Genomic DNA, 14259 nt, shown 5'->3' on the forward strand with positions numbered 1-14259 from the left:
GCGTTTAACAGTCTATAGAATGTTATAAAAAATTGTGTTTTGACTATTGTACATTCTAAATTTTAAATTAAAAACCCTTATTAATCTAATGTAGAGTTTGAACTTTATGTGCGAAAGTTGAGTAAGTAATATATATGTTAAGAATTGGGGGAGGATAAAAAATGGCTGAAGATTGTATACAGCTTATTCAAGGAGAAGGAGGAAGGCATACACAAAAGTTAATACAAGATGTTTTTTATAAAAATTTTAACAATAATATTTTATTAAAAAATGATGATTCTGCACTTATAAATATCCCTTCCAAAAAAATTGCATTTACAACGGACTCTTTTGTGGTGAATCCTATATTTTTTAGGGGTGGGGATATAGGAAAATTAGCTGTTGCTGGCACCGTAAATGACTTAGTAGCTTGTGGAGCAGAGCCTTTATATTTAAGTTCAGCTTTTATTATAGAAGAAGGATTTAGCAAAAATGATTTAATTAAAATTGTAGATTCTATGAAGAACACTTGTGCTATTGCGAAAGTATCTATAGTCACTGGAGACACCAAGGTAGTGCCTAAAGGAAAGGGGGATAAAATATTTATAAATACTACAGGAATTGGAGTGGTAGATGAGTATATACCTAAAGATATAGTACCTGGGGATAAAGTTATAATAACTGGAACTGTTGGAGAGCATGGTACTGCCATTGCTGTAGACAGATATAATTTAAAGGTTACAGGAGACATAAAAAGTGATTGTCAGCCTCTTAACCATATTTTAAAATATTTAAAAAATTACTATCCCCACATAAAATTCATGAGAGATCCTACTAGAGGTGGAGTAGGAGAGGTATTAAATGAAATATCTAAAAAATCTGGTTTAGGTATACACCTTTTTGAAAAAGATATTCCTATACGAAAAGAAGTAGAAGCTATAAATAGTATGCTGGGAATAAATCCTCTTTATTTGGCCTGCGAAGGAAGGATGATAATTGTTGTAGATGAAGAAGCTTCTTTGGATTTGTTAGAGGATTTAACAGAGGAGTGTAACTATCAATGTAGTATTATAGGTGAATTTACAGAGGAGAATTCTTTTGTATTTATTGAAAACTATTTTGGTGGTCAGAGAATATTAGGGGAACTAGATGGTCAGATATTGCCTAGAATATGTTAAATAAAAAAAGACTTTGGATTAATTCTCCAAAGTCTTTTGAGCTTCGTAAAATAGGTGATGCCGGTGGCCGGATTCGAACCGGCACGGTGTTGCCACCGGTGGATTTTTTATAGGAAGTATAATAAAAGCCACAAACCAAAGCTAAAGAGTAAAGTTGACTACATTGAGAAGGTCATGAATAAAATACCGGAACTTTATGAAATAGCTTGTACTAAATAAAAAAGACACCTATTTAAGTGTCTAAAAAGAATGGTTATTCCTAATTTTCTTAAGAATTTTAATATCCATTTCATGAGAGCCAGTAGTGTCTTTAATAACATCAATAGCATCTACAACATCATTTACAGATTTAGAAGTATTGGTGATAGCAAGTTCAATAACATCTAATCTTTCACCTAGAGATTTACCATCTTTATCTTTAGCTCTATCAAGTTGATCTGAGAAAGAGGATTGAACTTCAGCAAGAGTTTTAATATCAGTTTGAATTTTTTCAAGCATTAAAGAATTTTTATTTATTTGAGATTTTATTTCAGAATTAGTTTTTTCTAAATTTGTGAAACGCTGATCAAAGTTTGCATACATTTTTTCAAGTAAATCATAGATTTTGTTTTCCATAGTATCAGCTCCTTGAAAATTAATTATAGTACTATTATATACTACTTAATGGATTTTATGAACTTGGAAAGTAATTCTAGTTGTTCTTAAATCTTTAGCACTTTCTAAAAGAGCTTTAAGTTCTTGAGTTAGTGCTATAGGTTCAGACTCAGTATCAGATAAAAACTGTACTAAGGATATATTTAATGCTTTGCATATAGAAGCAAGTTTTTCAATTGTTGAATTTGTTTTATTACTTTCAATATAGCTTAAGTGAGAAGGAGCAATATTTGAAAGCTCAGCTAGTTTTCGTAAAGAAATACAAGAGTTTTCTCTTAAAGTCTTGATTTTAGTACCAATATCCATAGTGAAAGCTTCTTTCTAAATGTTATATATATACAACACTTTATATAATTAATAATAATTCAAATTCTAAGAAATAACAAGTATTTTATAGAAAAGTTTATTGACTAGATTTTAAAATATTAAAAAGACAGAGTATTAGAAACTGAGATACCAAAGGAGCTGCAGCAAGGCACAAAGCTAGTAGGTATAAGTGAATTAAAAGCTAGAATGGAAAGATATTTGGATGCAGCAGCTATAGTGGTGTTTATTAATATTGGTCCTATAAAAGATGTTTTTCAGGTACTACAGGACTATAAATTGAGAAAAGAATATATTGATAGAGTTCCATTAGGGCAAACAGAGTGTACAGAAGAATATATATCAGCATTAGAGGAATTAGATGAGTGGAGTAAGGCTACTAAAGATAAGCCCTCAAAGGTGATTGGTACTAAATTAAGCTTTGTCCAAGGAATATTAAATAGAGTAAATAAACTAAAGAAAAACACAGTGCTGGAGCTTATGGTTAAAAAAGATACTAAGGGCAATATTAATTTAGCCGAAGAAATACAAAAAGGTAAAGCTATCTTTATAAAAATGCCTGAAAATAAATTTGGAACTCCAGAGGAAAGAGATATTATAACTACTTACTGGCTAACTAAGATATGGCTAGCACTTCAAATTAGAGCTTCTCGTATACCTAATAGATATGATAGGACACAGTGAGTATAATTACTGATGAATTGAATCAGTTAAGTTCTGCCCAGGAGTTTGTGGGAATTAAACTGGATCAGTATGCTAAATTTGGAGGAAAGTTTGTTATATCTACCATGTACATTAACCAGTTAAAGATTAGGGAGAAGTTAAGAACGGTCAACACATCATATATAATAATATCAGGTTCAGATAAGGTTAATTATACTGAATTAAAGGAAGAATTAAATGGTTTTGGATTTACACTAGAGTATCTTATGAATTTAAAGAGATTTCACAGTCTTAATTATATTAAATATGAGAAGGGGTATTCTGCTTTTATAAGTAAGTTGCCACCACCAATAAAATAGGACCTTAATGGGTCCTATTTTATTATAAGTATTAATAAGCATTGATAAGGATTATTTATTCTACTGACATTTTACTGACTTTTTGCAAATAAAAAAGACTTTGGATTAATTCTCCAAAGTTTTTTGAGCTTCGTAAAATAGGTGGTGCCGGTGGCCGGATTCGAACCGGCACGGTGTTGCCACCGGTGGATTTTGAGTCCACTACGTCTGCCAATTCCATCACACCGGCATATCTCACGAAATTTATAATACCATAGATTTCATTTATATGCAAGTAATTTTTATGAAAAGTTTGTGTCAAGTTCTAGTGGGCAATTTTATTTTCTAAAATTTTATCCATTATAATATAGTTTTTGAATTTACTTTTACACTTTTTTAAATTTAATATTTCTAGCCTATATAAGGGGCTACGCCCCAGCCCGAAAGGGCGCACTTCACCTACATAATTTTATACTTTTATTAAATAAATCCTAAGTCATTAAACCCTTTATTTTCAACTAAGGCTCTTATTGCCTTGCGACCATTTGTATTGGCGCAGCCTGTAAATGGCATCTTCCCTTGGTGTATTGGGTATACTTTGCCTTTGCCAACTTTCTTATTTACATCAGCTGCTGTTAATGTAATCATTTCTGTTATTTTTTCTAGCTCATCATCTGAAATAACACTAGAACACATTTCATTTACTACATTGTATATTCTTTTACTTGCCTTTTCAGCTAGTATTTTAGCTAAATTATTAGCACCTCTAATTGACCAACTCATTTTTCTTCCTTTCATTCTTTGAGCTAATACATCACAGATATTATGCTCCATTGTGCCTAAATTTCTGTATTCTAATCCTTCCGGCGCCTTCGGCATTTTAATTTCTTTCCTTAGCTTATATGGCTTTAATCCTATCTTGTTATCAAAAAAATACATGTATAGCTTTTCTAATTTCTTAAATTTATTTTCATCGTCACTATACTTAATCATTAGATTTGTTATATACTCAAAGCTTTCTTCTGCTTTTCCTTCATTTAACATTTTTATTAATTTATGAGCTTCTTTTTTATCTTGTATGGCTCTTATTATAGCCTGACTTCTATGAAATGGATCTAGTTGAAAATACACACCTTCTTCTCCTAAACTTTGTTTTATCCATGATGCTCCATCTCCATTTAAAATTCTTGTATCTATTTCATCTATATTATAAATTTCAGCAATACTAGCATCACTAAGCTCTTTAAATTTTTTACTACTATCAAAACTAGCCCAAGCTATTTTATTTTCAACTACATAAGCATCTTTACTACCATTTCTCTTCTTCCAGCCTTCATAGCTTACTCCAAGCTTCAGTTCTTTCTTTTTAGACTTTTTTCCTTTAGGTCTGTCTTTTCCTTGGATGCTCAACCAGATTCCATCCATTTCTTGAAACAAAACTTCAACTTCTTTCTTACCATTTAACTTTCCTATTTTGTTTAATAATATTTTTCTTTCCTCTTTTTCCTCTATTTTAGAACCTAGTTTTTGTACTACATTCCATACTGCCGTATGGCTGATTTCTTGGTTAGTTAGCTCTTTAATATTTTTTGCAGTGTTCCTATAAGAAACATTAGTCACATTATCTACCATCTTTTCTACTAATGTAGTTGAAATATGTCCTATTGTATCCATTTGCAAATATTCATCTAATAAAAATTTATAAGCTATTTTACCATCATCAGTTTCATACTCATATATACGTCTATCAAACTCTATATTTCCCATGATAGTTTTTAAGCAGGTATGTTTAAAACCTTTATTTCTATAAACCTTAGTATCTCTTTCATCCAACAACCTTCGGTCTAGGTGCGTTAGCACCTTTTTCATGAATCTACATGCTTCCTCACATGCATATTTATATATTTTTTTCTCTAAATCATTGAAAGTTATTGCTTTATCATTTAAACTTATAATGTACATAATATCACCCATTTCTGTATAGTCTCTTCAACTTACATTATAATGGATATATTATGTACATGGGAGATACTTTTTGTATCTCCTTTATTTTTTTTAAACAGTAATTACTACTACCTTCGCCTACTAAAATTATACTCTAAGTTATGAAAATCTTAATTTGTTTATTAGTTTTACGTAATAGGCTGCTAAACTAAGAATAAATACTATAATATATTGTGATAGGTTTAAATTTGCAAAACAATATATTTTATGTAAATTCTTTAATAAAACAGTTCTTTCTTTTAGGTTTACGTGCATTTTTTATAAGTAGTTACCTGAATTAATTAAATCAAATATATTCTAGTCACGATAATTTACTTTCAACATTCTCAAAAAGGATATATAATATATATGGAAATACGCAAAAGGAATACTTTTAGGGGGAATCAAAATGAATAGATTACTAAATTCTATAATTGAAAACAATAGGAAATGGACTAAAGAAGGAAATGTAGCATCTTATATACCTGAACTTTCCAAAGTTGATCCAAATTTGTTGGGGCTTTGTATATCCACATTGGGGGGAGAGGAATACTGTGCAGGTCATGGAGAGGTTAAGTTTACAATTCAAAGTATATCTAAAATAATAACATTGATGCTATCTATATTGGACAATGGAAAGGATTATGTATTTTCCAAAGTTGGTATGGAACCAACGGATACATCTTTTAACTCTATAGTAAATTTAGAAATAAAAGATGCGCATAAGCCGATAAATCCTATGATAAATGCTGGTGCCATTGCCACAGTGTCTATGATAGCAGGAAAGGATTCAGAGGAAACTTTTGAAAGAATACTTAAGTTTACTAGAAAAATAAGTAATAATCCTAATATAGGCGTGAATGACAGCGTTTACAAATCTGAAAAAGAAACTGGAAATAGAAATAGAGCTCTAGCATACTTTATGAAGGGCACTGGTATACTAGAGGGAAATGTAGAAGAAATATTAAATGTTTACTTTAGGCAGTGCTCTATAGAAGTAACCTGTAGAGATTTAGCTAGAATAGGAGCAATGCTGGCTAATGATGGTGTAATGCCTTGGAGTGGCGAGAGGGTTGTGCCAAGGGATGTAGCTAGAATAGTAAAAACTATAATGGTTACCTGTGGAATGTATGATGCTTCAGGAAAATTTGCTGTGCAAATAGGTGTGCCAGCTAAAAGTGGTGTAGGCGGTGGAATATTAGCTTGTGTACCAAGGAGAATGGGTATAGCAGTTTTAGGGCCTGCACTAGATGAAAAAGGAAATAGTTTAGCTGGAATAAAAGTTATGGAAGAATTATCTAAACAATTGGATTTAAGTATATTTTAACCAATAAGTTGTTGCTTTAGTATAAGTAAGTGCTAGAAGATTTAGCTATAATTATAATAAAAATATCTATGTCATTAAGAACGTCATGTTTACTATAATGCCATGCAAGAAATTCCCCATAATATATGTAGTATATAAATTTATATTTAGAAATTATATAGGAATTTGCCTTTAAAGAAATAATAAAGTTGTAGAAAGTTTCAATTGACAATTTTTTTATGGATTTGAAGGCAAATTTTTTTATAAATAATAAATTTTTATGAATAATATATTACAAAGTGAATCTTTTTACATATAAGTGTAGAATATTAATATATAGGTATTGTCTTAAAATTAGCAAGTTAAGAGATAAACAGTTTTTGTGATATAATAAAATTATATGTACCATAGAGAGGAGTATCAATATGGATAAAGAGAAATTACTGATTTTAGATGGCAATAGTTTAATGTTCAGATCTTTTTATGCCTTGCCAGAACTTACAAATGCAGAAGGAATACACACTAATGCTATTTATGGTTTTTTAAGTATGCTTTTTAAGATGAAAGAGGAAATAAAACCTAATTATATAGTTTGCGCCTTTGATAAAAAGGCTCCTACCTTTAGACATAAGGAATATAGTGAATACAAAGCAGGGAGGAAAAAGATGCCTCCTGAACTTTCTGAACAAATGCCTATAATTAAGGAAATATTAAATAAATTAGCTATAGATATTTTTGAAATAGAAGGTTTTGAGGCAGATGATTTAATAGGAACTCTTTCGGTATTTGCAGAAAAAAAGGAAATAGAAGTTTATATAGTTACAGGAGACAGGGACGCACTTCAGTTAGCTACAGATAATGTTAAGGTAGTTATAAATAAAAAGGGTATGACTCAAACAGAGGTGTATGATGGAAATAGAATGGTAGAAGAGCTGGGAGTTACTCCAAAGCAGTTTATAGATGTAAAAGGACTTATGGGAGATACTTCTGACAACATACCAGGTGTGCCAGGGGTAGGAGAAAAAACAGCATACAAACTCATAAAAGAATATGGAAGTATAGAAAATGTTCTTATGAATATAGAAAATATCAGTGGAAAGAAACTTAAAGAAAATCTAACTAACTTCAGTGAACAGGCAATTTTCAGTAAAAAACTAGCAACTATAATCACCGAAGTGCCTATAGAAATAGATTTAGATTCCATAAGATCTAAAGAAAATTTTGATATAGAAGGACTTAGAAAGTTATTTATAAAACTTCAGTTTAAGAGTTTTTTAGATAGATTGCCAAAGGGTGAAGAGGAAGAAATTCCGTGTACTTATACAGAGATAGATAATGTAGAAAAACTAGACGAAAATTCTAAGTTTTTTAAGGAAACTATATTTGTGCTATTTAAAATAGAAAATGAAAATGTATATTCTAAATGTAACTTGAAAGATATATATATTCATTGTAATAATGAAAATTTCTTTATACCAGTTAATGAACTTATGGAGGAAAACGGAGAAAAAACTATAGAATTTTTAAAGGATATAATGGAAAATCCTGATGTAAAAAAGGTTTCTCACGGAGTGAAAAATGCTTACATGGCTCTTGGAAAATTTGGTATAGAACTTAAAGGATTAGCAGCGGATACAGAAATACAAGCTTACCTAATTGATTCTTCTAAAGGAGAATATAAATTAGAAGATATGCTAGAACAATATTTATTCAAAAGCCTTAATGGAGAAGAAATTGAGGATAATATTAAAAAAGTGATTCTTTTAGAAGAGTTAAATAAGGTGTTTTATGAAAAAATAGAAGAATTAAATATGCATGAGCTTTTATATAAAGTTGAACAGCCACTGATAGAAGTATTATCTTCCATGGAGACCCTTGGATTTAGAGTAAATAGAGAAATGTTAAATCAATTAGGTGAAAAATTTAGTTTAGAGATTAATGAACTTAAAAAGAATATTTATGAATTATCTGAGGAGGAATTTAATATAAACTCTCCTAAACAATTAGGAAAAATATTGTTTGAAAAGTTAGATTTACCGGTGGTAAAAAAGACTAAAACAGGTTATTCTACTAATGCAGAGGTTTTAGAAAAATTAGAGGATAAACACCCTATTATAGGAAAAATAATGAATTACAGACAAATAACTAAGCTCTACTCTACCTATGTAGAAGGTCTTAAAAATGTAATAGATGAGGATGAAAAAATACACTCTAGTTTCAATCAAACCGTTACTACTACAGGAAGACTTTCCAGTACAGAACCTAATCTTCAGAATATACCTATAAAATATGAAATGGGAAGAGAAATCAGAAAGGTTTTTGTACCTGAAAATGAAGATAGTGTAATTTTATCTGCAGACTATTCACAAATAGAACTTAGAGTTCTTGCGCATATAGCTGGAGATGAAAATATGATAAATGCATTTAAGCATCATAGTGATATACACACTAAAACTGCATCAGAGGTGTTTGGAGTGCCGCTAGATAAGGTTACATCACTTATGAGAAGTAGGGCTAAGGCTGTAAATTTTGGAATAGTATATGGTATAAGTGACTTTAGCCTTTCGAAGGATATAAAAGTATCAAAAAAAGAAGCTAAGGAATATATAGATACTTATTTTGAAAGATATCCTAAAGTGAAGGAATATCTAGATAATATTGTACAAAAGGGGAAAGAAAATTCTTATGTAGAAACTATATTAAATAGAAGAAGATTTATACCAGAAATTAATTCTTCCAATAAAATAGTTAAGGCTTTTGGGGAAAGACTTGCAATGAACACGCCTATTCAAGGAAGTGCAGCAGATATAATTAAAATAGCCATGGTAAATGTGTATAAAAAATTAAAGGGAAAATCTTTAAAAAGTAGATTGATACTTCAAGTACATGATGAACTTATTTTAAATGTATGTAAGGATGAATTAGAACAGGTGAAGACTATGGTAAAAGAAGAAATGGAAAATGTTGTAAAGCTTTCAGTTCCTTTAGAAGTAGATATTAATATAGGAGAAAATTGGTATCAAGCCAAATAAATATAATTTATAATTACACATGAAGAATTGAAAATTCAACTTCCAATTTTCAATTCTCCATTTTTAATTTAAATAATGGGGTGATTTTATGCTTAAAATAGGATTAACTGGAGGCGTAGGTAGTGGGAAAAGTACCGTTTCAAATATCTTAAGGGAAAAAGGCATTAAAATTATTGATGCGGATTTAATCTCTAGAGAAGTTATCAATATATACCCAGAAATAAAAGAAAAAATTAAAGAAACTTTTGGAGAAGTCTTTTTTGATAAAAAAGGTAATTTGAAAAGAAGAGAGCTAGGAAATTATATTTTTAAGCAGAGTGAAAAAAGAAAAGAGCTAGAGCGTATAATAATGCCATATATAAAGAAAGAAATAGATTTAAGATTTGATGATTATGAAAAATCAGGAGAATATCTATGTATATTAGATGCACCAACATTAATTGAACAAGAGATATATAAGTATATGAATAAGAATATATTAGTATGGGTGGATAGAAAAAATCAAATTCAGAGGGTTATGAGTAGAGATAATTTTACGGAGAATCAGGTTTTAGATAGAATAAATTCACAAATGGATTTAGAAGAAAAGAAGAAATATGTAGACTTTATAATAGATAATAGCAAGGATTTAATTGATACAATAAAACAAATAAATAATATAATAGCAATAATTAAAAAGGATGAGGGCCATTGATGAAAAAAAGAAAATTAGTTTTAATTATTATAGTATTTGCAGTAATTTTAGCAATTTTAAATGTAGAAAATATAGCTAAAAACATCTATCCATATAAGCATAGACAATATATAGAAAAATATTCAGCTGAAAACGGGTTAGATCCTATGTTAATAGCTGCTATAATAAAGACTGAAAGTAATTTTGATGAGAGAGCTAAATCTAATAAAGATGCATATGGACTTATGCAGTTAACGCCAGAAACTGCAAAATGGATATCTGAAAAGATGAAAATACAAAATTTTAATGAGCATATGCTGTATGATCCGGAAACTAATATTAAAATGGGATGTTGGTATGTAAAAAATCTTCAAAATGAATTTAAGGATATGGATTTAGTATTAGCTGCTTATAATGCAGGTAGGGGTAGGGTTTCAAAGTGGCTTAAGGATCCTGAACACTCTAAAGATGGAAAAAATCTTCATTATATACCTTTTAAAGAAACAGATAAATATGTGAAAAAGGTAAATGTTAGCCACAATATATACAAAACTTTGTATAACAATCAAAAGAAAAATAAAACTCAGTTAATTAGAGATATGTTTAAAAATTTTCACATAAGTTCTGATTTTTAGTAAATGATTATTTTGCAGTGGCCGCTTTGAAAATATTCTTTTTAAATTTTTAAGGTACATGAAAATAAATAACAAGTCAAAGATGCTGGTATATTTTGTGCAGACAAGGAAGCAGGTTCCGCTGCTAGAGAACTATCGGTGGATTCTGCTGACGCAGTATGACGCAAAATAGACTAGCATACTAACTTGTTATTTATTTGAATGTGCCTAAAGTGGCTATTAATTTTATAAATATAGTGTTGAGTAGGTAAATAATTTATGAAGGTTATACAAAATAAATTATACAGCTGGATTGACTAATTTTCTTGACCTTTTTTTTAGTGGCTGATATAATAATTATGTAAATTTAATATTATGCAGGTGTGGCGGAATCGGCAGACGCGCTATCTTGAGGGGGTAGTGTCCGTATGGACGTATGGGTTCAAGTCCCATCATCTGCACCAAATACTATAGAAAAATCCTAGACTTAATTTAAAGAAGTCTAGGATTTTTCTATGTTAAAATTTTATTTTTTCTTCAGGATTACAATATAAGTACTTAACTTTTGCTTTATGAGTTTTATTAAAAACTTTGTTATCAAAGAGTTTTAATAGAAGATCTACTAACTTAACAGTTACTAAGGCTAGCACAATTCCAGCTATTACGTCTATTACCCAATGTATTTCCATGTACATAGTAGAATAAACTACGCTTAAACAGAAAAATGACCAAGCATATTTGAATATTTTATCTTTTTCATGTAAAACCACTAAGAACATAGCAAAAGCTATGGAAGTGTGCATAGATGGAAAACAGTTTAGAGTCCATCCAGCTGCTTGCTGTGGGGTAAAATTTCTTTGAAGTCTGTCAGGATTGCCAAGCACATACCAAACTTCTTGAAGATGTATAGCGGCATAAAAAGGACTTATTAAAAATATCTGTAGTACATGAGCTGAAAGAATGTATCTTATCATTTTTCTCTTATCCTTACACAAAGCAGCTCTATATATAGGGACAAGCACAGGAACTACAAATCCATTATTATAAACAAATGTGAAAAAAGCATTTAGCCAATTAGTTTGATATATTCTAGTGAAACTAGCATCATTAAAAGGAATATTTTTAAAGGTTTCATTCCAGTTCCAACCTAAACCTTTGGTCATTTGCCATTGCAAAATTTTACCCCATATGGTGTAACCATATTGCTGTATGAAGAATAGAAATGCTATTATAGGTACGCACCATATTAAAAAAGTTTTAGCTTGGACATCTTTTTTTAGATCTTTTTTTGCTGTGAATCCAGCAAGAGCAAGCATTAATGTATATATAATGCTAGTGGTGGATTGTCCATTAAATAAGGCTACGCAAGCACTTACAGTAAAAAAACCTCCAAAAATTAAATAACCATATTTGTTCCAAATATTATCAAAGTAACTCCCTAAATTACTAAATATGTTCCGAATATTATAAAACATGCCTAAACCTCCTGCAAAATAAATGTGAACTTTAAGTTAAATTATAACACAAAGTTAATTAGTTTGTGTATAAAGAAAATTACAATTTAAAATTAAAAAATATATTTATATGATTAACCCACAAAAAGGTACAATGCCATGGAATTATGAAATTTCTCCTCTATGCCTTTCATAGAGAGCTAGAAACAATAAATTTAATTTAAGAAATTTTAATTTTTTAGCCATATAAAATTATCTAACGCTCACATTCAGCGTCCTGCCTCAGGTTCGCTAGCCTGGCGTCCTTCCAGGCTTACGATAATTTTATCTGTCTAAAAGAAGAATTTCTAAAATTAAATTTAAACAGTTCCTTCGCTTCTTATGAAAGTCATTCCAGAGAAATTTCATAATTCTAGTAATGTAATACTTTTTGTGGAGTAATCATTTATATTTATTTTATTCATATAATGTAGAGGTTAAAAATTATATGAGAATGTTGAATTAATATAAAAAATGCAAGAAAAATAAAAATAAATTTCAAAAATATATTTACATGTATATAACTACATGTTATAATCTAATAAAAATTTAAGAAATAAAAACTATGAAGAGAAGAGTAAATATAAAGTTTGAGTTAAAGCGAGCTAATGATGGTGGAAGGTTAGTATGAAACTTGTATGGAAGAACATCTTGGAGTTTCTGACTGAAATTGCATTTAAAAAATGCAAAATTAGGCTCAGACGGAACCAAACCGTTATATAATGGGCAGTATCGAATTTTTATTCCGTACTGTAATTTAGAGTGAACTTGCTTGCAAGTTAATTAGGGTGGTACCGCGAAAATATAGCTTTTCGTCCCTTTGGGGATGAGGGGCTTTTTTATTTGCAAGAAATTAGTTTTTTTATATTTTAACGTAACTATTAGAAATACTGACTTTCAAGAAGACAAAATGGTAATAAATATACAAAAGTTAAGATTAGGAGGAGTTTGTTATGAACAAATGCAAAAAGTTTCAAGTAATGGAAGGTTATAAGTCAAGTTTAAGTTTAAAGGAAACAGAAAAAGCTATAAAAAAAGTAAAAGATTATTTTGAAAAGAGACTTTCAGAAAAATTAAATTTAATTAGGGTGTCAGCGCCTTTATTTGTAAAGAAGAATACTGGACTTAATGATAATTTAAATGGGTATGAAAGACCAGTAGCTTTTGATGCCTTAGATTTAGGGAAAGATGAAAGTATAGAAATAGTTCAATCTTTAGCTAAGTGGAAAAGAACTGCATTGTACAGATATGATTTTACCGTAGGTGAAGGTCTTTATACAGACATGAATGCTATAAGGAGGGATGAGGAATTAGACAATTTACATTCCATATATGTAGATCAATGGGATTGGGAAAAGGTAATAAGTAAGGAAAATAGAAATGAAAAACAGCTTAAGAAAATAGTTAAGGATATATACAGTGTATTTAAAAATACAGAGGAGATTGTTTATAAGGAATATCCTCATATAGAAAAAATATTGCCAGATGAAATAAGTTTTATAACTACTCAAGAACTAGAGGATATGTATCCAGAACTTACTTCAAAAGAAAGAGAAAATGCTATAGCTAAAGATAAAAAAGCTGTATTTATAATGAAAATAGGGGATACATTAAAATCAGGTAAAAAGCATGATGGACGTTCACCGGATTATGATGATTGGAGTTTAAATGGAGATATAATATTCTGGTACCCAGTTTTAAACTGTGCATTGGAACTGTCATCAATGGGTATAAGAGTAGATGAAGAAGCGTTAATTTATCAATTAGAAAAAGAAAATTGTCAACATAGAAAAGAATTAGAATATCATAAAATGTTATTGGAAGGAAAGCTTCCTTATACTATAGGTGGTGGTATTGGGCAATCTAGAATATGCATGTTTTTCCTTAGAAAAGCCCACATAGGAGAAGTTCAGGCATCCTTATGGAAAGAAGATATAATAAAAGATTGCAGGGAGACAGGGATAGAATTATTATAGAAACAATATTTTGTATCAATTTATAATATCCAGTCACTAAGGCGCA

The 14259-nt window shown here is 29.8% G+C and carries 12 protein-coding genes, 2 tRNA genes and 1 other annotated feature; of the genes, 9 read left to right on the plus strand and 5 right to left on the minus strand.

Annotated features, from left to right (window positions below; genetic code table 11):
- The first annotated feature begins 161 nt into the window (after window positions 1–161).
- Window positions 162–1157, plus strand: a complete 996-nt coding sequence (gene hypE / locus C1715_RS08525; protein WP_102400087.1) for a hydrogenase expression/formation protein HypE — start codon at window positions 162–164, stop codon at window positions 1155–1157.
- A gap of 240 nt (window positions 1158–1397) precedes the next feature.
- On the opposite strand, the gene C1715_RS08535 is transcribed toward hypE, so the two are convergent.
- A complete protein-coding gene (locus tag C1715_RS08535) occupies window positions 1398–1772 on the minus strand; it encodes a hypothetical protein (protein ID WP_102400088.1) in 375 nt (124 codons plus the stop codon).
- A gap of 45 nt (window positions 1773–1817) precedes the next feature.
- Complete coding sequence (locus tag C1715_RS08540) at window positions 1818–2117, minus strand: helix-turn-helix domain-containing protein (protein ID WP_102400089.1); 300 nt, start codon at window positions 2115–2117, stop codon at window positions 1818–1820.
- A gap of 207 nt (window positions 2118–2324) precedes the next feature.
- Here C1715_RS08540 and C1715_RS08545 point away from each other — a divergent pair, with 207 nt between their 5' ends.
- Window positions 2325–2819, plus strand: a complete 495-nt coding sequence (locus tag C1715_RS08545; RefSeq protein WP_242971929.1) for a hypothetical protein — start codon at window positions 2325–2327, stop codon at window positions 2817–2819.
- Complete coding sequence (locus C1715_RS08550; RefSeq protein WP_242971930.1) at window positions 2816–3157, plus strand: hypothetical protein; 342 nt, start codon at window positions 2816–2818, stop codon at window positions 3155–3157. Before C1715_RS08545 ends, C1715_RS08550 begins: the two co-directional genes overlap by 4 nt.
- A 142-nt stretch (window positions 3158–3299) precedes the next feature.
- Here C1715_RS08550 and C1715_RS08555 read toward each other — a convergent pair.
- Together C1715_RS08555 and C1715_RS08560 are read right to left on the minus strand one after the other, a co-directional pair.
- A tRNA-Leu gene (locus tag C1715_RS08555) sits at window positions 3300–3386 on the minus strand.
- A 230-nt stretch (window positions 3387–3616) separates the two neighbouring features.
- Window positions 3617–5110, minus strand: a complete 1494-nt coding sequence (locus tag C1715_RS08560) for an ISLre2 family transposase (RefSeq protein ID WP_242971931.1) — start codon at window positions 5108–5110, stop codon at window positions 3617–3619.
- A gap of 418 nt (window positions 5111–5528) precedes the next feature.
- On the opposite strand from C1715_RS08560, the gene glsA reads away from it, so the two are divergent.
- From glsA to C1715_RS08585, 5 genes are all read left to right on the plus strand, one after another.
- Complete coding sequence (glsA, locus tag C1715_RS08565) at window positions 5529–6446, plus strand: glutaminase A (protein WP_102400090.1); 918 nt, start codon at window positions 5529–5531, stop codon at window positions 6444–6446.
- Window positions 6447–6850: 404 nt separating this feature from the next.
- Window positions 6851–9457 carry a DNA polymerase I gene (polA, locus tag C1715_RS08570; protein WP_102400091.1) on the plus strand — a complete coding sequence of 869 codons (2607 nt, stop codon included), beginning with the start codon at window positions 6851–6853 and terminating at the stop codon, window positions 9455–9457.
- 88 nt (window positions 9458–9545) lie between these two features.
- Complete coding sequence (gene coaE, locus C1715_RS08575; protein WP_102400092.1) at window positions 9546–10151, plus strand: dephospho-CoA kinase; 606 nt, start codon at window positions 9546–9548, stop codon at window positions 10149–10151.
- A complete protein-coding gene (locus C1715_RS08580) occupies window positions 10151–10765 on the plus strand; it encodes a lytic transglycosylase domain-containing protein (RefSeq protein WP_102400093.1) in 615 nt (204 codons plus the stop codon). The genes coaE and C1715_RS08580 overlap by 1 nt, the downstream gene beginning before the upstream one ends.
- Before the next feature lie 356 nt (window positions 10766–11121).
- Window positions 11122–11208 (plus strand) — tRNA-Leu (locus tag C1715_RS08585).
- Between the two features lie 54 nt (window positions 11209–11262).
- Here the strand turns inward: C1715_RS08585 and C1715_RS08590 are convergent.
- On the minus strand, window positions 11263–12219 hold the full coding sequence (locus C1715_RS08590) for a phosphatase PAP2 family protein (RefSeq protein WP_102400094.1): 957 nt from the start codon (window positions 12217–12219) through the stop codon (window positions 11263–11265).
- Window positions 12220–12793: 574 nt separating this feature from the next.
- Window positions 12794–13060, plus strand: a binding site (T-box leader).
- A gap of 130 nt (window positions 13061–13190) precedes the next feature.
- Here C1715_RS08590 and asnA point away from each other — a divergent pair.
- A complete protein-coding gene (gene asnA / locus C1715_RS08595; RefSeq protein WP_102400095.1) occupies window positions 13191–14213 on the plus strand; it encodes an aspartate--ammonia ligase in 1023 nt (340 codons plus the stop codon).
- Window positions 14214–14259 lie beyond the last annotated feature (46 nt).

It is taken from the genome of Haloimpatiens massiliensis (genome assembly GCF_900184255.1).
Lineage (GTDB): Bacteria > Bacillota > Clostridia > Clostridiales > Clostridiaceae > Haloimpatiens > Haloimpatiens massiliensis.